The 21,812-nt window shown below is 74.4% G+C and carries 12 protein-coding genes and 1 pseudogene; 4 read left to right on the top strand and 9 right to left on the bottom strand.

The window, feature by feature from the left end:
• Position 1 precedes the first annotated feature (1 nt).
• From QMZ92_RS15730 to QMZ92_RS15695, 8 genes and pseudogenes are all read right to left on the bottom strand, one after another.
• Positions 2 to 4,948: a hypothetical protein gene (locus tag QMZ92_RS15730; RefSeq protein ID WP_283297998.1), complete on the bottom strand. Its 4,947-nt coding sequence runs from the start codon at positions 4,946 to 4,948 to the stop codon at positions 2 to 4.
• 80 nt (positions 4,949 to 5,028) lie between these two features.
• Positions 5,029 to 5,892 (bottom strand): hypothetical protein, encoded by an 864-nt coding sequence (locus QMZ92_RS15725; protein ID WP_283298017.1) that lies wholly within the window; start codon positions 5,890 to 5,892, stop codon positions 5,029 to 5,031.
• A 211-nt stretch (positions 5,893 to 6,103) separates the two neighbouring features.
• Positions 6,104 to 7,630 carry a hypothetical protein gene (locus QMZ92_RS15720; protein ID WP_283297997.1) on the bottom strand — a complete coding sequence of 509 codons (1,527 nt, stop codon included), beginning with the start codon at positions 7,628 to 7,630 and terminating at the stop codon, positions 6,104 to 6,106.
• Between the two features lie 541 nt (positions 7,631 to 8,171).
• Positions 8,172 to 11,774: a hydantoinase B/oxoprolinase family protein gene (locus QMZ92_RS15715; RefSeq protein ID WP_283297996.1), complete on the bottom strand. Its 3,603-nt coding sequence runs from the start codon at positions 11,772 to 11,774 to the stop codon at positions 8,172 to 8,174.
• Positions 11,771 to 12,640 carry an SGNH/GDSL hydrolase family protein gene (locus tag QMZ92_RS15710; RefSeq protein ID WP_283298016.1) on the bottom strand — a complete coding sequence of 290 codons (870 nt, stop codon included), beginning with the start codon at positions 12,638 to 12,640 and terminating at the stop codon, positions 11,771 to 11,773. Before QMZ92_RS15710 ends, QMZ92_RS15715 begins: the two co-directional genes overlap by 4 nt.
• 403 nt (positions 12,641 to 13,043) lie before the next feature.
• Positions 13,044 to 13,793 (bottom strand): annotated as a pseudogene (locus tag QMZ92_RS15705) (glycosyltransferase); the annotation flags it as partial.
• Positions 13,794 to 14,229: 436 nt separating this feature from the next.
• Positions 14,230 to 15,648, bottom strand: a complete 1,419-nt coding sequence (locus tag QMZ92_RS15700; protein WP_283297995.1) for a HEAT repeat domain-containing protein — start codon at positions 15,646 to 15,648, stop codon at positions 14,230 to 14,232.
• A gap of 219 nt (positions 15,649 to 15,867) precedes the next feature.
• A complete protein-coding gene (locus tag QMZ92_RS15695; RefSeq protein WP_283297994.1) occupies positions 15,868 to 16,260 on the bottom strand; it encodes an ankyrin repeat domain-containing protein in 393 nt (130 codons plus the stop codon).
• 357 nt (positions 16,261 to 16,617) lie between these two features.
• On the opposite strand from QMZ92_RS15695, the gene QMZ92_RS15690 reads away from it, so the two are divergent.
• Together QMZ92_RS15690 and QMZ92_RS15685 are read left to right on the top strand one after the other, a co-directional pair.
• Complete coding sequence (locus QMZ92_RS15690; protein ID WP_093658158.1) at positions 16,618 to 16,812, top strand: hypothetical protein; 195 nt, start codon at positions 16,618 to 16,620, stop codon at positions 16,810 to 16,812.
• A 47-nt stretch (positions 16,813 to 16,859) separates the two neighbouring features.
• Positions 16,860 to 18,566 carry a hypothetical protein gene (locus QMZ92_RS15685; RefSeq protein WP_283297993.1) on the top strand — a complete coding sequence of 569 codons (1,707 nt, stop codon included), beginning with the start codon at positions 16,860 to 16,862 and terminating at the stop codon, positions 18,564 to 18,566.
• A gap of 193 nt (positions 18,567 to 18,759) precedes the next feature.
• Here the strand turns inward: QMZ92_RS15685 and QMZ92_RS15680 are convergent, their stop codons facing one another.
• Positions 18,760 to 20,259: an SCO1417 family PLP biosynthesis transcription factor gene (locus QMZ92_RS15680; RefSeq protein ID WP_283297992.1), complete on the bottom strand. Its 1,500-nt coding sequence runs from the start codon at positions 20,257 to 20,259 to the stop codon at positions 18,760 to 18,762.
• A 64-nt stretch (positions 20,260 to 20,323) separates the two neighbouring features.
• On the opposite strand from QMZ92_RS15680, the gene yczE reads away from it, so the two are divergent.
• Complete coding sequence (gene yczE, locus QMZ92_RS15675) at positions 20,324 to 21,028, top strand: membrane protein YczE (RefSeq protein ID WP_283297991.1); 705 nt, start codon at positions 20,324 to 20,326, stop codon at positions 21,026 to 21,028.
• Positions 21,025 to 21,798 (top strand): glycerophosphodiester phosphodiesterase family protein, encoded by a 774-nt coding sequence (locus QMZ92_RS15670; protein ID WP_283297990.1) that lies wholly within the window; start codon positions 21,025 to 21,027, stop codon positions 21,796 to 21,798. The genes yczE and QMZ92_RS15670 overlap by 4 nt, the downstream gene beginning before the upstream one ends.
• The last annotated feature ends 14 nt before the right edge of the window (positions 21,799 to 21,812 follow it).

The following is a 21,812-nucleotide window of genomic DNA, read 5'->3' as shown; positions in this document are numbered from 1 at the left end:
GCTACTCCTCGCGACGGACGGGGGTTTCGAGCGAGCCGGACCCCGGCCCGGGGTCGGTACCGGCGCCTTCAGGAGCGGCTGCCGGCGTTCCCGACTGCGGCACGGCCACCGTCGGGAACGCGGTCCCCGTCTCGTGGGGGATCCCGCTCGGGCTCTCGACCGGGCTCTCGACCGGCGCGGGCGACGGCGACGGCTCGTCCGCGGCCCTCCTGAACATCCGGGTCGCGGTGATCTCCCCGTGCACGGTCTCGCCCTCGGTGCGCTGCTGTGGCAGGCCCGGGCGCAGATGCTCCTCGACGCTGATGTACTTCAGGCCCGCCCGTAGGTCCGCGTCATTGCGCAGCCTGATGACCAGCGGGAACTCCGCGAGGGCGGTGGTGTCGAACAGGCCCGTGGTGTACAGCAGCTGGACGCCGAGAGCATTCGACACGGCGCGCTGCAGCTCCAGCAGGTAGGTGGCGTTGGCGCGCCCGATGGGATTGTCCAGGAACAGCGTGCCCGCGTGCCGGTGCTTGTCCCGCCCCCGGTCGTTGCTGCGGAGCGCGGCCATGGTGCAGTACAGAGCGATCGCCGCGGTGAGCAACTGGCCGCCGGAGAAGACGTCGCCCATCTGACCGACCGGTACCCGCTCGGCGCGCAGCACCGCGTCCGGCTTGAGGATCTCGACGGCGACGCCCTTCGGTTCGAGAGCCGCCTGGACGCCGCGGAGCAGCAAGGACATGCCGTCGCGGCGCAGATCGGAGTTCTTCCTCACCGCAGCCCGGGTGGCCTCGTCGATGACCTCGCCGAGCCGCTCGGTGAGGGTCGCCTGGTCGGGCTCCTCGAAGCGGATGCGCAGGAACTCCTGGCCGGACCACTCCCCCAGGCCCTCGGGCAGCCGGGAGAGCCGCTGGGCCGACCGGAGCGTGGTCAGGGCCGACTCCACCAGCCCGCGGAGCCGGTCCACGATGGAGTCGCGGTTGCGCTCCAACTGCGCCAGCTCGTCGGTGAGTACGCGCAACCGCGGTGCGAACGCCTCGGCCCAGCGCGCCGCGTGCTCCGGCAGGGAGGACGCGGGCAGCTCGCGGATCTGCAGACGGGCCGGAGTACGCACCGCCTCGTAGCGGGTGGAGTTGGCGTGACGCACGAGCACGTCGCTCGCCTCGCGCACCGCCGACTCGGCGGAGGACAGGTCGGCCGCGCAACCGCGCAGGGAACGGCGGGCCTCGGCCGCCGAGTGCCTGGCCTCTTCGAGACTGCCCGCGTAGGGCTCGGGTTGCTCCTGCTCCTCGTCGGTGTGGTCCCTGAGCAGATCGCGCAGGAGGGCCGCCGTCTCGTCGAAGCCGCCCGCCGCGTCCTCGGCCGTGCGGTGCGCGCGCAGCAGCTCGGCGTGCCTCGCCCGGGCGGTGTCCAGCGCCTCGGTACGGGCGGCCAGCTCGCCGGTGGCCGTCCGCAGCAGTGCCTGGGCGTGCTGGGCGTCCGAGGGTTCCGTCTCCTCGGGAAGCCCGATGTGTGCGTCACCGTCCACCGGCGCGAGGCGCTCGGCCTCACCGCGCAGCCGACCGAGTTTCTCGCTGGCCTCGGAGGCGCGGGTCTCCAGCGTCTGCACATGCGACTCGGCGCGGGCCGCGGCGGCTTGGCGGGAGGGGCCGTCGGCCCCGTCGGTGCCCTCCAGCAGCTGGGCGGCGCGCGTGCGGACCTTGTTGGTGAGCCGGTCGAGTTCGGCGAGCGCGGCGCTCTCGTCACTCTCGGCGTGGGCCTGTTCGGCGCGGAGGTCGGCCCCGACGCCGACCTTCTCGTACAACTGGGACGCGGCGCGGTACGCCTCCCGCAGGGCGGGCAGCGAAGGGCGGGGGGTGTCGTCGGTCTCGTCCGGGTCGGGCAACTGCTCGGGCGCGCCCGCGATCTCCGCGCGCTCGGCACGGAGGGCGCGTGCGGTGCGCCGGGCGTCGTCCGCCGCACGCTGGGCTGCCCGGCGGTCCTGGTCGGCGGCTCTCGCCCGATCGAGGCAGGAGGTGGCGCGGGCGTCGGACTCGGCCGCCTCGTCGGCGAGTTCACGCAGCTTCGCCTGCCAGCCGGCGCGCTCGCGGAGGCGGAAGGCGAGCCCGGCGAGCGCGTCCGCGGCACGGCGGGCCCGCTGGGCGGTGTCCTGGCGTTCGTCGCGCACCCGGGCGGTGTCGGCGGCGGCCTCCTCGGCCTCGGCCCGGGCGGTGCGAGCCTCCGCGAGCGCCTCCTCGGCGGCCTCGGCCGCATCCCGGGCGGTGCGCGCGGCCCCGGCGAGTTCGGCGAGCATGCCGGGCGGGCAGTCGGCACGCCAGGAGCCGATACGGGCGGCGAGGGCGCGGTCGCCCGCCAGCCGGGCCGCGAGGTTCCTGATCTCCTCGTCCCGCTCCGCGGCGCGGGCCCGGAGTGCCTGCCGCTCCTCGTCCGCGGCGTGCTCGTCGTGCATGGCGGGGTTCGGCGGCACGAGGAACACGTCCGTGTCCGTTCCGGCGGCCGGCCCCGGTACGGGGGCGAGCAGGGCTGCCGCGGTTCCGACGGCGACGGCGGAACGCGGCAGCAGTGCCGCGCCGTTCAGTACCTCGCGGGCGCGGGCGTACGACACGGGGTCGGTGATCACGACACCGTCGACCAGCTCGGGCCGCGCCGCGAGCACGGCGGCATGGTCGGCCGGGGCGACGGCCTGGGCGAGGTAGCGCCAGCCGGGCAGTGCGGGGATGCCGTGCTCACCGAGGAACTCGACGGTCGCGAGGACGTCGGGCCCGGGAGGCAGCAGCCCGCCGTCGCCGAGCGCCCCGAGGATGCGGGAGTCGTCCGCGGCCGCGGTCCTCAGGTCGAACAGCTGGCGCTCGGCGGCCGCGACACCCTGATCGAGGAGCTCTCGCAGTTCGTCGGCGCAGCGGTCGAACTCCTCGGCGGTGAGGGGGCCTTCGGCGCCGTGTTCGCGCCGGACGACCTCGGGGCCGTCCGCTGCCGCGGTCCCCGCCGGAGCGGTCGCGGGGCGGCCGTCCTCGGGGCCGGTCGTCTGTGCCGGGATCGCCGTCCGCGTGTCCGTCGCGGCGTGACCGGGCGGCTCGGTGGACGGCTCGCGCCGGGGTCCGGGGACCTCCGCCGACCCGGCGGTCACCGGCAGACCGAGCAGTTCGCCGAGGCGCTCGGACCCGGCGAGGGAAGCGGCGGCGAGCCGCTCGGCGTCGTAGGCGTGGGCGGCTGCCTCGGCGGCGTCCGCGGCACGGGCCGCGGTCAGTTCGGCCCGGCTCTCGGCGGCCGCCGTCTCACGGGCGCGTTCCGCAGCCGTGCGGGCGGCGTCGCGGGCCGCGTCCCAGGCGATGACCGCGGCCTTCTCCGCGTCGCTGGCCGCGAGGGCGGCCCGCGCCGGGTCGGCGTCCGGGGCCGTGTCGTCGAGCCAGCCGGCGCGGACGGCCTCCGCGGTCTCCTGCTCGACCTCGGCGAGGCGCTGGCGCAGATGGCCCGCCTCGCTGCGGGCCCGCTGGGCGTCGGTGGCGGCGGCGGTGGCGGCGCGGTGGGCGGCCTCGCCGGCCTCCTGGAGACCGGCGGAGCGCTCCTCCTCCTCGTTGGCCAGGCGCTCGCCGTCCTCGGCGGCGGAGTGGAGGGCGCGCACGAGATCGGCGGCGGCCTTCGCGCGGGCCGCGAGCGCGGGGGCGGCGTCCCGCTCGGCCTCGCGGATGGCGGCGGCCACCCGTGCGGAGCGGTCCGTGGCGGCCCGGTGGCGGAGCACCGCCTCGGCGGCCTGCCAGGCGGCGTGGAGGGTGCGTGCCTCGGTCAGCTCGCGGCGCTGGGCGGCGGCGGCCTTCTCCGCCGCGGTGAGGGCCAGCGACGCGTGCCGGTAGGCCAGTTCGGCCGCGATGAGGGAGCTGTGGCTGCGCGACCGCTCCGCTTCGGTGACGGTGTGCGCGGCGGCGGTGACCTGCTGGGCGAGTTCGGCGGTACGGGCGCGCTCCTCGCCGGCCCTGGCGGAGAGCCGGTGCGCGAGGGTACGGGTGCGGCGTTCGGCCCCGAGGTGGATGTCGCGGGCCCTGGCCCGGGTGTCGGCGGCCTCCACGATGCGCCCGAGGAGGTCGACGGAGCCTGCGGTGAAGTCGCGTTCGGCGATGAGCTCGGCGCGGCGTCCCAGTTTGCTGCCGAAGCCGCTGACGAGGTCGGCGAGCCCGTCCGTGTCACGGGTGTCCGTGACGGCGCGCAGCAGCAGGTCCGTGAAGTCGGAGTCCTTCTTGACCGCGAACAACCCGGCGGCCTCTCCCTCGTCCGCGTTCATCTCCCGCTGGTAGCGGAAGAGTTCGGGATCGAGGCCCAGGTCTCCGAGGTGCTCGTTCCAGCGGTCGTGGATCTCCTCCCAGTACACCTCCAGGTGCGGATACGCCTTGCCCGCCTCGGTGATGGCGTCGCGGAAGCCCTTCATGGTGCGACGGCGGCCCCGCGCGCCCGAGGCGCCCTCGGCGGGCGGGCGGACGGCGGTGGACTCGGCGACGGGCAGCGAGTCCAGGCTGAGACCGGGCCCGGGCCGGAAGGAGTACCAGGCCTCGGCGAACTTGCGGGGGTCGTTGGAGACCTGGCGGCCGCGCCATTCGCTGGCCTTGCCGACGACGACCAGTTCGCCGGTGAGAGTGTGCTGCCATTCCAGGGCGACGTGGCCGCAGTCGTCGGCGAGCAGGAACTTGCGCAGCACACCGGAGCTGGCTCCGCCGAGGGTGTTGCGGTGACCGGGCAGCATCACCGAGAAGATCAGCTTGAGGAGGACGGACTTGCCGCCGCCGTTCTCCAGGAAGAGCACGCCCGCGGGGGCGGGGCGGCGGGGCGGTCCGACCGGCTCCTCCTCGAAGAACTCGGCCTGCGTCGGGGCCGGGTTGGGCACGGGCGCGCCGACTCCGCGCAGGTCCAGCACGGTGTCGGCATAGCGCGCACCGGCGGGCCCGATGGAGTAGAGGCGTACCCGGGACAGCTCGTACATGGCGGCGGACTCTCGTCGTTCTCAGGGGTGTTGAGGCGGATGGGGCGAGGGTGGACGGCGGCGGGCGGCCCGCCGCGAGGTCATGGGTGGAAGGGAAGGCCGGCGTCGGCGGCCAGTTCCAGGTCGTCGGCGTCCGGCGCCGGCACGAGCGTGGCGGAGCCGTCCGTGACGGGGACGACTCCGAGCTCCAGCAGCTCGGCCATGGCGGCACTGCCCGCCATGTCGCGGACCTGCAGCTGGTAGCGGGCGGTGGTCCGGTAGGCGCCGCCGGAGTCCTCCCCGGTGCGCTGCAGGAAGCCGGAGTCGGTGAGGAAGGCGACCGCCTTGGCGATGATGCCCGTGGTGGAGCCGGCGAGGCGGCGGGCGTCCTTGGTGGCTCCGGTGGCGCTGCGCCGCGCGTAGATGCGCCACGCGGCTTCGAGTCCCGGGGCGTCGGACGCCGGATCGGTGTTCTCCCCCTGCTCCTCGGCCCGCTCCTCCAGGCGGCGGCAGGCCTGCCGTACGAAGGCGTCGACGCCGTTGACGGTGATCCGGCCGATGTAGCCGTCGTCGGCGAGGTCCTCGGGGCGGGGGAACGCCAGCGCGGCGACGGCGAGATGGGCGAGGCCGTGGAGGAACCGGTCGGCCGAGTCGGCGGAGGCCCGTCGGGCGTAGTCGCCCATACGGACGGCGAAGACCGAGTCCTCGGCGGCGGTCACGGCCATCCCGGCGCGGGGCGACACCTCCAGGACGACCAGGCCGAGCCCGGTGGCGACGGCGTCGGCGAGGCGGGCGAAGGCAGGCTCCTCGCGGTAGCGCCGCAGCAGGTCGGCGTACTCGGCGTCGCGGGCGGGCAGCAGTTTGGGCTGGAGCCCGAAGGAGACGAGCCGCGCCGCGTCGGCCGCGTCGGCCGGGGTGACGCCGGTGGAGGCGGACATCGGCCCGGACGGCGGCCCGAGCGGCACGTCCGGCTCACGCCGGGGCCCGGCGTGCTCTGCGTGCTGGTCGCTCACGGCTGGGGCTCCTCTGTGCGGTGGTGGGGCTCTTGTGTGCGGTGCCGGGCGGTTGCGCGGCGCGCCGGGCCGTCGGCCGGGCGGTCCTCCCGGGCAGGCGGGCGGTGCGCACGCCGGACGGGCGGAGACGGGGACGCGGGGACATCGTGCCCCGGGCTCGGCGTCACGCGGCCTCCGTGCGGTCCGCGGTCATGCCGGCCGCGTCCAGCAGGGCCGTGCCCACGATCAGGTCCGCGCCGCCGAACTCGGGGTCGTCCAGCTCGGTGCCGTCGTCGACGGCGAACAGCAGCCGCTCCTCGCCCTGGCGGTAGGCCGTGCCGACCGGAGGGCTGGCCGCGTGGACGGCGAGGAGGGCGACGAGATAGGGCAGGTCCGGATCGCGGCGGCGAGCGTCGGCGAGGAGACCGGAGAGCCGGCGCGGGGCGTCGTGCTCCAGGTCCAGCAGCTCCATCGCGCTCGTCAGCTGCTCCTCGCTGAAACGGCTGTCGTCCGGGGTCGCGATCAGATCCGGCTCGGGCAGTTCGGCGCCCAGGTGCTCGCGCTCGACGGGCGGACTGAGGAGCAGGTCGACGAGGTCCGCGACCCGGGCGGACGCGGGAGTACGCAGCCCGGTGCCGTGTGCGAAGTACGCGTCGGTGACGCGGATGGCCCGGTCGACGGGCAGGGGCAGCAGCGGCGCGACGAGATGGCCGTACAGATCGACGCCGGAGCGCGCCGCCGGAGCGGCGAACGCCTGGCGGTCCTGCTCTGCCCGGAAGAGCGGGCCGGCCTCCAGGAGCCGGGACTGGAGCTGGGTGTGGCGGCGGATGCAGTCCTTGACTATGTCGACGAGCTCTGCGGCCTGGCGCTTGTGCTCGGGGTCCTCGGCCTCGTCACGGGCCTTGCGGATGTTCGTGAGGATCGCGTTCTCGTGACGGTAGCGGTCGGCGACGTGGTCGAGCGCCTCGGCGATCATGTCGGGCACGGCGTTGAGCCAGTCGACGGCGCGCACATTGCGCCGGGTGGCCTCCAGCGTCCTGCGCAGGGTCTCGGCGTACTGCACGGTCCGGTAGCGGGCCTGCTCCGCGGCCAGTTGGGCGTCGGCGAGCCGGCCGCGGCTGATCAGCACCTCCAGCTTCACCTCCGCGGCGATCTGGGCGCTGGTGACGTCCGTGTCGAGAGCGCCGACGAGGACGTTCACCGCCTCGTCGGTGGTGCGCAGATAGACACCGCCGCCGTAGCCGGGGACCTCCTCGATGAGTTTGAAGTCGTAGTCCCGCCGGACGTACACCCCGTCCGGACCGAAGGTGCCGTACACGGCGCGAAAGCCGCGGTCGACGCTGCCGACGTTGATCAGGTTCTCCAGCACCCAGCGCGCCACCCGCTCGTGTTCGGCGGCGGGGCGCTGCGGGGCCTGGGCCGCGATCCGCGGGAGGAGCCTGGCCACTATCTGCTCGTGGTCGGCGCCGGTGTCGAAGTCCATGTTGAGCGTGACGAGGTCGATGGCGGCGAGGGCGACCTCCGCCATCGCGTAGACCGAGTACTCGCCCGCGAGGTTCGCCTTGCGGGTGTCGAGATCGTGCAGCGGGGCGGTGCACGCGAGCGCGCGGAGCCGTCGCGCGAGCCCTTCGTCGGCGGCCGGGCCCTGCGCGGGGCGCGGCCCCGCGCTGAGCTGGGGCGGAACGGATTCCGTCGGGGCAGGCGAAGTCACGGTGCACAGACTAGGTCCTCGCACGGACACCGGTCGAAACGGCGCAGAAACCCCGTGCGCGGCACGGGCGCCCCGGTGCTCGGCGCTCCGCCGCGTCCCCGTCCGCCACGAGCCCTGCGCAGACGTCGACGAACCGGGCCCGGGAGCCGTCGAGGTGGCGGGCGAGAAGCCGCTCGGCGTCGTCGCGTCTGCCCGCCTGCAGCGCTTCCAGAAGCTCCCGGCGATTCGTTCCGGCCGGGTGAACCACGGGCCGGACGCCGACCTCGACCGCAGAGGCACCCCCGGGCTGGGCGGCATCACGATGGCCCGGCCGAGCCGCACGAGCACTCCACCCCGGCGCTCCGCGGGCCGGGCCGGCCGGGCACCGGACCGCTCCGGCCCACCGCGCGGCTCCCGGAGCGCGTTCCGTCCACGGATCCGCTGCCGCACAGATCGTGTCGCGTCGGCTGCCCGGGCGGCACGCACCGGTCGCCCGGTCCTCGGGCGCCCAACGGGTCGCTTCCGGTGCGGGCACCCGGACCGCCCGGTACGGCGGCCCGATTCAGCCGGCAGGGTGCCCGTAGCCACCGCCGCCCGGGGTCCGTACGACGAGGACGTCGCCGGGGCCGACCTCCACCGAGTCCACGCCGCGAAGTTCCTCGATCGTCCCGTCCGAGCGCTCGACGGCGTTCGATCCCGCTGTCCCGGGCTCGCCGCCGGCCATCCCGTACGGCCTCACCCGCCGGTGACCGGTCAGCAGGGTGACGGTCATCGGCTCCAGGAAGCGGATGCGGCGGACGGCGCCGCAACCGCCGGTCCAGCGGCCCGCTCCCCCGCTTCCGTCCCGCACCGAGAAGGCGTCCACCCGTACCGGGTAACGCCACTCCAGCACCTCGGGGTCGGTGAGCCGGGAGTTGGTCATGTGGGTCTGCACGGCATCGGCGCCATGGAAGCCGTCGCCCGCGCCGGAACCGCTCGCCACGGTCTCGTAGTACTGGACCCGGTCGTTGCCGAAGGTGACGTTGTTCATCGTGCCCGAGCCCTCCGCCTGGACCCCGAGCGCCGCGTACAGGGCGCCCGTGACCGCCTGCGAGGTCTCGACGTTGCCCGCGACCGTCGCCGCGGGGTACACCGGAGCGAGCATCGAGCCGTCCGGCACACGTACGTCCAGCGGTTCCAGGCAGCCGCTGTTGAGCGGGATGTCGTCGGCGACCAGGGTGCGGAAGACGTACAGCACCGCCGCCATCACCACCGACCTGGGGGCGTTGAAGTTGCCCGGCTGCTGCCCGGAGGTACCGGTGAAGTCGAGGACGGCCCCGCGTGCCTCCCGGTCCACGGTCAGCGTGACCTCGATGACCGCGCCGTTGTCGGTCTCGTAGCGGCAGGAGCCGTCGCCGAGCCCGGCGACGATACGGCGTACGGACTCCTCGGCGTTGTCGCGCACATGCCCCATGTACGCCCGCACCACGTCGAGGCCGAACTCCTCCACCATCCGGCCCAGTTCGCCGATCCCCTTCTCGTTGGCGGCGATCTGGGCCCGAAGGTCGGCGAGGTTGGTGTCGGGGTCGCGGGACGGATACCGGGCGCCGGTCAGCAGTTCCCGGGTCTCGGCCTCGCGCAGCCGCCCGTCCCGTACGAGCAGCCAGTTGTCGAAGAGCACGCCCTCCTCGTCGATCGTGCGGCTGAACGCGGGCATCGAGCCCGGCGTGATCCCGCCGATCTCCGCGTGGTGCCCCCGCGAGGCCACGAGGAAGCGCAGCTCACGGCCGGCCTCGTCGAAGACCGGCGTCACGACCGTCACATCGGGGAGATGGGTGCCGCCGTGGTACGGATCGTTGATGGCGTACACGTCGCCGGGCCGCAGCTCGCCGGCGTTGCGCCGCAGCACCTCCTTGATGGACTCGCCCATCGAGCCCAGGTGCACCGGGATGTGGGGCGCGTTGGCGATGAGGTTGCCGTCGGCGTCGAACAGGGCGCAGGAGAAGTCGAGCCGCTCCTTGATGTTGACCGAGTGGGCGGTGTTCTCGAGCCGCAGCCCCATCTGCTCGGCGATCGCCATGAAGAGGTTGTTGAAGACCTCCAGCAGCACCGGGTCGACGTCCGTGCCGACGGCGGTACGGCCGGGCCGCGGCCGCACACGGGTGAGCAGCAGATGTCCTCCCTCACCGACGGCGGCCCGCCAGCCGGGGTCCACCACGGTGGTGGCATCGGCCTCGGCGACGATCGCGGGACCTTCGACCGTGTCGCCCGGTGAGAGGTCCACCCGCCGGAGGAGCGGAGCGTCGGCGGGACGGCCGTCCAGGAACATCCGCACGGTGTCCCGCACTCGCGGACCCGTGCCGCCGGCGGCCTCCTCGACGACGACGGTCCCATGGGGCCCGGCCGTACCCACCGCCTCGACCGAAACCGCCTCCACGACCAGCGGTTTGTCCATGGTGAAGGCGTACCGTGCGCGGTGCGCAGCGGTGAACGCCTCGCGCATCTCGCTCTCCGTGCCGAGGGGCACGGGCATCCCGGCATCCGTGCCGGCGTAGCGGACGAGCACGCGGGCGCGGGTTCCGATCGCCTCGTCGGGGACGGCGTCCTCCCGCAGCTCCGCCCGGGTGCGTCCGGCCAGCTCGTCGCAGAGCTCCCGGACCCGGACCAGGGTGTCCTCGCCGAGTTCCGCTTCCACGGACTGCTCGCGCATCGCGGTGGCGTCGGCCAGGCCGATGCCGTATGCGGAGAGCACTCCGGCGAGTGGGGGCACGATGACGGTGTCGATGCCGAGTGCGTCGGCGACCCCGCAGGCGTGCTGGCCGCCGGCGCCGCCGAAACAGGTCAGGGCGTAGCGGGTCACGTCGTGGCCCCGCTGGACGGAGATCTTCTTGACGGCGTTGGCCATGTTGAGGACCGCGATCTCGAGGAAGCCCGCCGCGACCTCCTCCGGGCTGCGATCGGTGCCCGTGGCCTCGCGGACCTCCTCGGCCAGCCGCTCGAACCCCTCCCGTACGGCATCGGCGTCGAGCGGCTGGTCTCCGTCCGGTCCGAAGACGGCGGGGAAGTGTCCCGGCTGGATCCTCCCGAGCATCACGTTGGCGTCGGTGACGGTGAGCGGGCCGCCGCGCCGGTAGCAGGCGGGGCCCGGTACGGCGCCCGCCGAGTCGGGGCCTACGCGGTAGCGCCGGCCGTCGAAGTGGAGGATCGAGCCGCCGCCGGCGGCGACGGTGTGGATGTTCATCATCGGCGCGCGCATCCGCACACCGGCGACCTGCGTGCCCAGTTCCCGTTCGAACTCGCCCGCATAGTGGGACACATCGGTCGACGTCCCGCCCATGTCGAAGCCGATGACCCGGCGGTGGCCCGCCTGTTCCGAGGTGCGGGCCATGCCGACGACCCCACCGGCGGGACCGGACAGCACGGCGTCCTTGCCCCGGAAGTGGGCGGCCTCGCGCAGTCCGCCGTTCGACTGCATGAACATCAGGCGGATGGAGCGGAGTTCCTTCGCGACCTCGTCGACGTAGCGGCGCAGGATCGGCGAGAGGTACGCGTCCACGACGGTCGTGTCGCCGCGGGGTACGAGTTTGATGAGCGGGCTGACCTCGTGGGAGCAGCTCACCTGGGTGAAGCCGAGCTCACGCGCCGCGGCGGCGACGGCCGACTCGTGGTCCGGGTGGCGGTAGCCGTGCATGAACACGACGGCCGCGCTCGCGAAGCCGTCCCGGCGGGCCTGCCGCAACCGCTCCCGCACCGGGGCGAGATCCAGCGGCCGGACCACCTCGCCGTGGGCGGCGATCCGCTCGGGGACCTCGATGACTCGGTCGTACACGGCCTCGGGAAGGACGATGTGGCGGTCGAAGAGCCGGGGGCGGTTCTGGTACGCGATGCGCAGGGCGTCCCGGAAGCCCTCCGTGACGAGGAGCACGGTGGGTTCGCCGCGGCGCTCCAGCAGCGCGTTGGTGGCGACGGTCGTGCCCATCTTCACGACCTCGACGCGGTCCGCCGGCACGGGATCGTCCGGTCCGAGGCCGAGGAGGAGCCTGATGCCGGCGACGGCCGCGTCGGCGTAGTGCTCGGGGTTGTGGGACAGCAGCTTCCGGGTGACGAGACGCCCGTCGGGCCGTCTGCCGACGATGTCGGTGAACGTCCCGCCACGGTCGATCCAGAACTCCCAGCGCCCGCTCATTCCCCCATTCTGGCAAGCGGTGGGACGGGGGACAGCGAGGCGAGGGCGGAAGTGAGGGCGTTTTCGGCGATGTGGTCCAGTCGGGCACTGGTGCCCCGGGCCCAGTGCCCCAGCTCGGCGCCGGCGAGGCCGAGCAGCTGGGGCAGCAGGTCGGTGCACCGGCGCGCCACCCACGCGGTTCCGGCGGTGGCGAGCCACACGGCCTTGGCCGTGCGGCTGGGCGCCGGCTGTTCGGGTTCGCCGCCCGGCGCGGCGCCGAGGGCGAGCCCTTCGGCGATGAGCAGCTCGTGGAACCGGCGGGCGATCTCCCGGTGACCGCGTTCGCCGGGGTGGAGCCGGTCGGCGCTCCACATCGAGCGGTCCTCGACCCAGGCCACGTCGGCCAGATGCAGATGGACGGCGCCGTACCGCTCGGACAGCGCGTGGACCACCGCGTTCACGGCGCGCTGGCGGCGAGCGAGCGGGCGGGCGAGGGGTGCCGGCAGCCCGAGCATCTCACCCGGGTCGGGCAGGCAGGCCGTCAGCAGCCGGCTGCCGTTTCCGCTCAGGGCGGCGCAGACCTCGTCGAGGCGTACGGCGAGGTCGAGGATGTCGAAGGTGTGCCGGAGGGTGTCGTTCACGCCGACGATGACGGAGGCGAGGTCGGGCGCGTATGCGAGGGCGGCGGGGGCCTGGGTCTCGTGCACATCGCGGGCGAGCGCACCGCTGACCGCGAATTTGCGGAACTCCGCGGTCTCACCGGTCGTGCCGAGCCCCTCGGCCAGCAGCGCGGCCCAGCCGCGCCACGCCCCGTCGACGCGGTCGCCGACGCCTTCAGTGAGCGAATCACCGAGGGCGGCGAAGCGCGGAACGCGCGCGGCGGTCATGGCCCTGGACTCGGGCGCCGGACCCGGCGCGGGGACGGGCGCCCGGGGCAGCGCGCCCGCGCGGGCACCGGTACGCGGCCGGGGGACGGGGACGGACGCGGACCCCGCACCGGGCGCGGCGGTCATGGCCGGAGGCGCGGCGACCGGGCCGCCCGCTCCGGGTGGGGTCAGCGCCTCGGCGGCCCGGTCACCGGGGCCGGGAGGAGCCGCCACCGGGTCCTCGGCAACGGTCGCGCCACCGGAACCGGTGGCAGCCACGGCGCCGACGGGCGTCTCCCCGGCGCCGGAGGACGAGGTCCCCACCTTCACAGCCGCCTCCCCCGCACCCGGCCCGGCCGGCGCGTGCCCGTACCGCCCGGGGCGTCCGCCGCCGCAACGCCGAGGGGCGGGCCCTGCTCGGTGGTCATGCCGCTGTCTCCGGGCTGCCCGCGAGCCGGGTGGGGGCGTCGTGGGCGGTGAGGAAGGCAGCGACGGCACGGTCCCAGCCGAAGAGTTCGGCCCGGGCACGGGCGGCGGCGCGGCGCGGGCCCTCGGCGCGGGCGAGGAGTTCCCGGACCGCGTCGGCGAAGGCCTCCGGTCTGTCGTGCGCGGCGGTTCCCGCGTCGCCGACGACCTCGGGCAGGGCCGAGGACGCGCTGGCGACGACGGGCGTGCCGCTGGCGAGCGCCTCCAGCGCGGACAGCCCGAACGTCTCGGCGGGCCCCGGCGCCAGGCAGATGTCCGCTGCGGCCTGGAGGTCGGCCAGGGCCTCGCGGTCGGCGACATGGCCGAGGAAGTGCACCGGCAGCCGCTCCTCGCGCGCCCGCCGGACCAGCCGGGCGCGCAGCGGGCCTTCCCCCGCCACCACGAGGGCCGCCCGCACCCCGCTCCCGCGCAGCCCGGCGAGTGCCTCCAGGGCCATGCCGGGACGCTTCTCCACGGAGAGCCGGGAGCAGAGCAGCAGCAGGGCGTCGGCGCCCTCCGCGTAGCGGGCGCGCAGCACTCGGCTGCGGCGTCCCGGCCTGCAGCGGTCGAGCTCGACGCCGAGGGGTGCGCGCACCACGTTCCGCGCGCCGATCCGGACGAACTCGCGCTCGGCCCACTCCGTGGTGCAGACGATCCGCGAGTACGCCCAGGCGCTGCGCCTGTTCAGCCGGTCGGCGGCGCCCTCGGCACGTCGGGTGGAAAGGATTCGGTGACGATGACGACACGCATACTCGTGTTCTCGTCCCGCCGGGGGTGGCGCGGCCAACGTGGATCTTTCCGCGCGTCGAACGTCCCATGAGCGTTTGACCCCGGCCTGCGTGGGCCCACCGGGCTTGCCCCGCGTTGCCCCTGCGTGCCCGTTTCGGCCACGGCCCCGCTGTGCTTTCGGCCGTCCGCCGCCTCGGCGACGACGGGAGGCATGCGTCGCCGAGGAGCCGAGGGACCCGGGAGCCCGAACCGCCGAACCGCCGAAGGGGCCGTTCCGCCGGCCCGGCCCGTCGACCGCCCGCCCGGGCCGGCGTCGTGCCGCAGAGTGGCGGCCCGGCCACCGGTCCGGTTCGCCGGTTGCGCCGCTCCCCGCGTCCGCGGGTGCCCGCGGTCGGCGGGCACCCCGGCGCGTCAGGTCAGCGCGGAGGAGCCTCCCGCGCGATACGGCTGCGGACGGCCGTCTGCACCTCGGCCTCCTCCGCCGGGTCGGCGGCGAGCCGGCGGAGACGCTCGGCGACGCGTGCGTCGCCGGTCGCGGCGTGCAGTGCGGCGACCTCTCTCGTGGTCTCCTCGCAGTCCCACAGGCACTCGACGGCGAAGCCGGTCGCGAAGGAGGGGTCGGCGGCGGCCAGGGCGCGGGCCGCGCGGCCGCGCAACTGGGAGGAGGCGGTCTCGCGGTAGACGTGGCGCAGCACGGGTGCGGCGCAGCCGATGCCCAGCCGGCCGGTGCCGTCGACGAGGGCCCACAGCAGAGGGGCGTCTGGTCCGTCGGCACGGACGGTCTCGCGGAGCGCGCCGAGCACGAGCTCGCTGTCCTGGGCGCCGCCACGACAGGCGAGGACGCCCGCGGCAGAGGCTCCGAGCGCGTCGGGACGGTGGATCCAGCCACGCGCCCGGTCGACGGCGGCTTCGCCGCACATCCGCTCGAACGCGGCGACGGCGGCGTCGGCGACGGTACGGGAAGGGTCGGCGACCGCGGCCTCGATGAGATCGAGGACGGCGGGATCTCTCGCCTCCGCCAGGTAGTGCAGGGCGGCGCAGCGTGCGCCGTCGGGCCCGCGGCGCGCGGCCTCGGCGATCAGCGGCCGGTCCCCGGGGCCGGCGACGGCGCCGAGGCAGCGCGCCGCGGGGACGTGCAGGGCGCTGCCGCGCTCCAGGCCCTGCTGGGCCCAGTCGAGGACCGACTCGACGCTCCAGCCGGGGCGTGGCCCCGTGGGCCGCATCTGGCGCTGCCAGCGGTCGAAGGACCCGCGTTCCCGGGCGGCGCGCACCCGGGCGCCGACCGCCTCCCGGCGGTCCTCGGCCCAGAGCCGCCACGGCCTCGGCTCGAAGGCGTCGCGCACGGTGGCGGCCAGCTCGGCGTCGCCCTCCGGGGTGGCCGGGAAACGGCCGAGCACGGCTCCGGCGAGTGAGCGCAGCCCGGAGTCGTCGTCGCGCAGGGCGAGCTCGTCGAGGGCCCAGGCCCAGTTGGCGCCGGTCGCCGCGTACCTGCGCAGCAGCACGAGCGCGTCGTCGCGTCCGTAGGAGGCCAGGTGACCCAGCACGGAGAGCGCGAGCCCGGTCCGGGTGTCGTCGGTGGCGAGGTGGTCCTCGGCAGCGAAGAGGTGGGTCTCGATCTCGTCGAGACCGCCGCCCAGGTCCAGGAAGAGGCGGGCGTAGTAGAGGGAGCGGTTCTCCACCTGCCAGTCGTGGCGGGGGTCGTGGAGCACGCAGTGGTTGAGGGCCCCGAGGGCTTCGGCACGTGGCGCGGCGAGCGCGTGCAGCGTGCCGTCGCCGCGGCCCCTCTGCAGCAGGCCGAGCAAGGTACCGCTCGGCGCTATGACTGGTTCGAACATGGAAAGTGCCTCACATCAAGCTGTCGACGCGACCGGGGGTGTGTTCGCCTAGGCCACGCGGCAACATGATCGGCTGCCCGTCGTCTTCCGCTTGGTGCAAACCATCTTCCTCTGCCTCTCGTCGGTGGCCCCCTGCGGGCCCGACGTCATGATGACCCAGCCATTTCGTCGCCGCGACCACATTTCGGGCGGCTGCTCCGCCTGGCGTTCAACTCCCGTTCACCGGGCGCCGAACAGTTCCAGGAGGTCTGTCTTCCCAAACATCCGCGCGGTATCCACCGCGGACGGAGTTCCCGCCTCCGGGTCGGCGCCGCCGGCCAGCAGAGTGCGGATCACCTCGTCCTCGCCCTTGAAGACGGCGCCCGCGAGAGGCGTCTGGCCGCGGTCGTTCGCACGGTCCGCGTCGGCACCGCGTGCCAGGAGAGCGGTCACCGCGCCGGCGTGGCCGTGGTAGGCGGCGAGCATGACCAGGGAGTCGCCCTTGTCGTTGGTGAGGTTCGCCGGGACGCCTGCGTCCACGTAGGCGGCAAGTGCCTCGGCGTCTCCCTGGCGTGCCAGGTCGAAGATCCTGGAGGCCAGCTCGACCACCTCGGGATCCGGGGCTTCACTCATCCGAAGGACCGCCTTTCACTGCGCTGACGACGGGCGCCCGGTGCGTCCCGGACTCCCGATAGGGGCTTGACCTGCCGCTTCGTAGGGCGGGGCGGCGCCGCACGAGCGAACCGACAGGGTACTTCGCCCCCACGGGGGGCATCACTCCAAGTACCCGTGAGGAAGATCCCGCGGCACACGGCGAAGATCACCAGGAGTGGCACCGCGAAGATCAACACCCGTTCGGCAACGATCCGTCATCCGCCGGTCCGGTGAAAGTGGCGAACTTTCACCCGAATGCACCTTTTGTCGTATAGATACCTTCTGTGAGGATGGAAGGACTCATGGTGACTGTCCCCTCAACCAGGAGAACCGCTCATGATTCTGTCCATCTCAGGCGTCGTGCTGCTGGGCATCATCGTCTTCCTGTTCTTCAAGAAGGACGGACTGAAGGCGTCGCACGCGCTGGTCTCCGCACTCTTCGGCTTCTACCTCGCGGGCACGGCCATCGCCCCGAGCATCACCGCGGGAGGCGCGAGCCTGGCCAGCCTCCTGGGTGGGATCAAGTTCTGACGTCCCCGCACCACCCCTCCCACACTTCTGAGGAGCAGGAGAACCACGTGGCCCGGCGACCACTCCCCCGCATTCCGATCAGCGCCAACGACCGGATCGCTCGCAGCCGTGAGCTGGCGCGGACGGCCGCCGACAACGCCACCGACGTCCTCCATCCGCTCATCACGATCAGCCGCGGGCTACGGCTGCTGACCGCCGCCGGACTGCGCAAGTGGGCCGACACGCCCAAGGACCGGCGTGGCCCCGCGCTGTTCCTGGCGGCGGTCTGCGTCCTGGCCGTCGCCCTCCTCCCGTACGGGCCGCTGCTCGGGCTGATCGGCCTGATGGGGGTGGCGGCCTGGAAGGGGCGGGTGCGCACGCCGGTGCGCACCGGCCCCGACGAGTCCCAGGTCGCCCGGCTCCAGGCGCTCCACGACGCGCTCGTGCCGTACTTCTCCGTCCCGGAGGATCCGAGTCCGCTGTTCGCCCACGGCGGGGAGTGGGCGAAGGCTTTCAGCGACCACGAGTTCGACGCGGACGGCCGGCTGACCCGGCTGCGGGTGGCGTACCCGGCGTACTTCCCCGACGGCGAGCCCGAGGCCCGCGCCCGGATCGAGCAGTTGCTCCACGCCAAGTCGGGCCGCGGCCGCGAGTACCTGTTCACCTGGGACGAAGAGGCCAACCGGCTGCTGATGAGCGTCCTGCCCCCGCTCCCGACCACCATCGCCGCCCAGCGCTTCGTGACCGCTCCCGGCGAACTGGTCCTCGGCTTCACCGACCCGGACTCCGTCCAGCGGACCGTGCCCGTCCTCGACGGCGACGCGACGAGGGACGCGCCGCCCGTGGTGTGGCGCACCGGACCGCGCTCCACCGAACCGCATCTGCTGGCGGTCGGCCACCCGGGCAGCGGCACGACCTCCCTGCTGCGTTCCCTCGCCCTGCAGGCGCTGCCGCACGGGGACGTCCTCGTCGTGGAGGGCAGCGGCACCGGCGAGTACGCCTGTCTGACGGGCCGCGACGGCGTGCTCGCCGTCGAGTGCGGGCTGGCCGGGGCACTTGCCGGTCTGGAGTGGGCGGCCCATGAGACGGAGCGCCGGCTCATCGCCGCCAACCGGGCACGGCAGGCGGGTCACCCCGCTCCCGAGGACGCCCGGCGCCCGCTGTGCATCCTCGTGGACAGGCCCAGTGTCTTCAGTCATCTGGCGGCCGGGGACGGCAGGCCTGACCCCCAGCAACTGCTGCAGGTCCCGCTCCGGCACGGCCGGGCCGCGCACGTGACCGTGGTGGTCGCCGAACAGTTCGACAGCCTCGAGTTCCTGAACGAGACGGTGCGCACGCACACACGCGCCCGGCTCGTGCTCGGCCCGGCCACGCCCGAGCAGGTGAAGGGCGTGCTCGGCGCTCCCCCGCACACGACCCCCACCTCCGAGGTGCCGCCCGGCCGGGGTTACGCCCGGATGGGAACGGGAGCGGTACTCAGGCTCCAGGTGCCCGCGACGCCCGACCCGTTCGACGAGGCGGCGAGCGAGGAGCACCGGCAGGCCGTGCTGCGTCTGCTCCCGGAGAGGCAGGCCACCGGGGCGGCGGACATGCCCGCGGACGGGCGGGGCACGGAGCGGGAGACCGAGCCGGCGGGCCCCGGCGGGACACCGGCCGGGCCGCACGGGGAGCTTCCGGCCGGTCCGGCAGGGGAACCGCACACCGGGTCCGTCCCGGAACCGGCGACGAGCGCGCCCGTACGAGCCTCCTCGGCGCCGGTGCCCGCGGAGGGCTGAACGAACGCGGCGCCGGACCGGGCCCACGCCGCCGGCGGTTCCGGGACGGGCCCACCCGGCCGCCGCAGCACATCGGCTCACGCCGCGCCCCGGCGCGCCCCCCGCACCCGGCCGACCCGCCGTTGACGGAAAGCCGCTCCCGGGCCGTCGCCCGTCACGCCGCCGCACGGTTCCCCGGACGCCGCGAGCACCCCTACGCCACGAACGTCCTCGGCGCCTCCGTGCCCGTGGTCACGCCCGTCCGCACCAGCCGGGCCGCCGCCGCCAGCCGGGCCGCGGCCTCCTCGGCGACGGGTCCGCCGACGGTGAACGGCAGCCGGACGTACCCCTCGAAAGCGCCGTCCACACCGAACCGCGGCCCGGAGGGGACGCGCACGCCCACCCGCTCGCCGACCTCCGCCAGACGGGATCCGGACAGACCGCCCGCGCGTACCCACAGGGTCAGTCCGCCGTGCGGAACCTCGAACTCCCAGTCCGGCAGTTCCCGGTGGAGCGCCGTCACCATCTCGTCCCGGTTCCGGCGGGCCTGCTCACGGCGCAGGGCCACCGCCTCGTACCAGCCGCCGGTGCCCATCAGCCAGTTGACTCCGAGCTGCTCCAGGACCGGGGTGCCCAGGTCGGCGTAGGCACGCGCGGCGACCAGGGAGCGGATCACGTCCGGGGCGGCCCGTACCCAGCCGATCCGCATGCCCGCCCAGAAGGCCTTGCTCGCCGAGCCGACCGTCAGGACGGTCGAGCCCGCCGGGTCGAAGGCGCAGACGGGCCGGGGCATCCCGGTCTCGTCGTCGAGGCGGAGTTCGGCCATCGTCTCGTCGACGACGAGCACCGTGCCGGCGGACCGGGCTGCGTCAACGAGCTGCCGCCGCTGGTCTTCGTCCGCGAGCGCCCCGGTGGGGTTGTGGAAGTCGGCGACGACGTAGGCGAGCCGGGGTGCGGCGTCGCGCAGGACCTGCCGCCAGCGGGGCAGGTCCCACCCCTTGAGCCCCTCGGCCATCGCGACCGGCACCAACCGGGCGCCTGCCTCGCGCATCAGCTGGAGGATGTTGGCGTACGACGGCGACTCGACGGCGATGCGCTCGCCCCGTCCCGCGAAGAGGTGGCAGATCGCGTCGATCGCGCCCATGGCGCCGGTGGTCACCATGATCTGTTCAGGCATGGTGGGGATGCCGCGCTCGGTGTACCGGTCGGCGAGCGTCCGGCGCAGCGCGGGCAGGCCGGCCGGGTAGTCGCCGTGGGTGTGCGCGTACGGCGGCAGTTCCTCCAGCGCGCCCTGGATGCTCCGGGTCAGCCAGGGCTCGGGGGCGGGCAGCGCCGCGCAGCCGAGGTCGATCATCGAGCCGAGGGACTCCGGCGGCAGCGGTTCGAGCCCCCGCGCAGGCAGCGGGTTGCCGGCGGGTACGGCCGTCCAGCTGCCGGCCCCCCTGCGGGACTCCAGGAAGCCCTCGTTCCGCAGGGCCTCGTAGGCGGCCGCCACGGTGGTACGGCTGACGGCCAGGGCCAGTGCGAGTTCGCGCTCGGCGGGCAGCCGGGCGGCGACGGGGACCCGGCCCTCGAGGACGAGCAGCCGGATACCGTCCGCGAGGGCACGGTACGCGGGCGGTCTGCGGGTGCCGGGGCCCGCCGGGCGCGGCTGCTGTGCCTGCAGTTGCCGGGCCAGCGCGGGCGCCCCCACGGCCGAAGTCCACTGAGCCATCGCAGTCAGTCCACCTTCCTCGGATTGGCCATGGTTGACCTCCGTATCCCCGCCACAGAGTGTCATGCATCAGTCCACTTCCACCACCGGGGGCAGAACCTTGTCCATCACATCCGGTCTGCGGGGCAGGCAACTGCCCCGCAGACTGATGCAGCTCTACTTCGGCCTGGCGCTCTACGGGGCGAGCTCGGCGCTCCTGGTCCGCGGGGGTCTCGGCCTCGAACCCTGGGGTGTGCTGCACCAGGGCCTGGCCGAGCGGACGGGACTCACCATCGGCGTCGTCTCGATCATCGTCGGCGCCGTCGTCCTGCTGCTGTGGATACCGATCCGCCAGAGACCCGGACTCGGAACCGTCTCCAACGTCTTCGTCATCGGCATCGCCATGGACGGCACCCTCGCCGTCGTACCGGACGTCCACGGCCCGGCCGTGCAGATCCCGGTGATGGCGGCCGGGATCGTCCTCAACGGCGCCGCCACCGGCCTCTACATCTCCGCCCGCTTCGGCCCCGGTCCGCGCGACGGGCTGATGACCGGGCTGCACCGGCTGACGGGACGTTCGATCCGGCTGGCCCGGACGGCGATCGAGGTCGCGGTCGTGGCGACCGGGTTCCTCCTCGGCGGCACGGTGGGCGCGGGTACGGTCCTCTACGCCCTGTCCATCGGCCCGCTGGCGCAGCTGTTCCTGCGCGTGTTCGCCATCCCGTCCAACGGTGGACGAAGCACGGTCGTCGCCGGATCGTCACCCGAACGAGCGATACTGCGTTCGTGACTTCCGCAGCGCGCCCCCGGCACCCGTACCTCGACCACCCCGCCCCCATACCGTTCGCCCACCGCGGCGGCACGGCCGACGGCCTGGAGAACACGGCGGCGGCGTTCCGGCGCGCGGCCGCGCTCGGCTACCGCTACTTCGAGACGGACGTGCACACCACCGCGGACGGCAGGCTCGTCGCGTTCCACGACCCGACGCTGGACCGGGTGACCGACGTCCGCGGCCGGATCGACCGGCTTCCGTGGGCCGAGGTCGAACGGGCACGGGTGGCCGGCAAGGAACCCCTGCCGCTCTTCGAGGACCTGCTGGAGGAGTTCCCGGAGGCCCGCTGGAACGTGGACATCAAGGCCGAGGGCGCGCTGGAGCCACTGGTCGCCCTCGTGCGGCGGACGAACGCCTGGGACCGGGTCTGCGTGGGCTCGTTCTCGGAGGGCCGGGTGTCGCGTGCGGCGCGGCTCGCCGGCCCGGCGCTGGCGACCTCGTACGGCGTGCGCGGGGTGCTCGGCCTGCGGCTGCGGTCGCTCGGGATCCCGGCGGTGCTGCGCTCCGGCGCGGTGTGCGCACAGGTACCGGAGTCGCAGGGCGGGATGCGTGTGGTGGACCGCCGTTTCGTCCGCGAGGCCCACGCCCGCGGGCTCCAGGTGCACGTGTGGACGGTGAACGATCCGGACCGTACGGCCGCTCTCCTGGACCTGGGAGTGGATGGCATCATGACCGATCATCTGGAGATGCTGCGTACGGTGATGACCGACCGGGGGGTCTGGGTCTGAGCGTCGCGACGTCT

The sequence above is a fragment of the Streptomyces sp. HNM0645 genome (genome assembly GCF_030056615.1).
Taxonomy (GTDB): Bacteria; Actinomycetota; Actinomycetes; order Streptomycetales; family Streptomycetaceae; genus Streptomyces; species Streptomyces marianii.
This window is presented reverse-complemented; position numbering and strand designations above follow the sequence as displayed.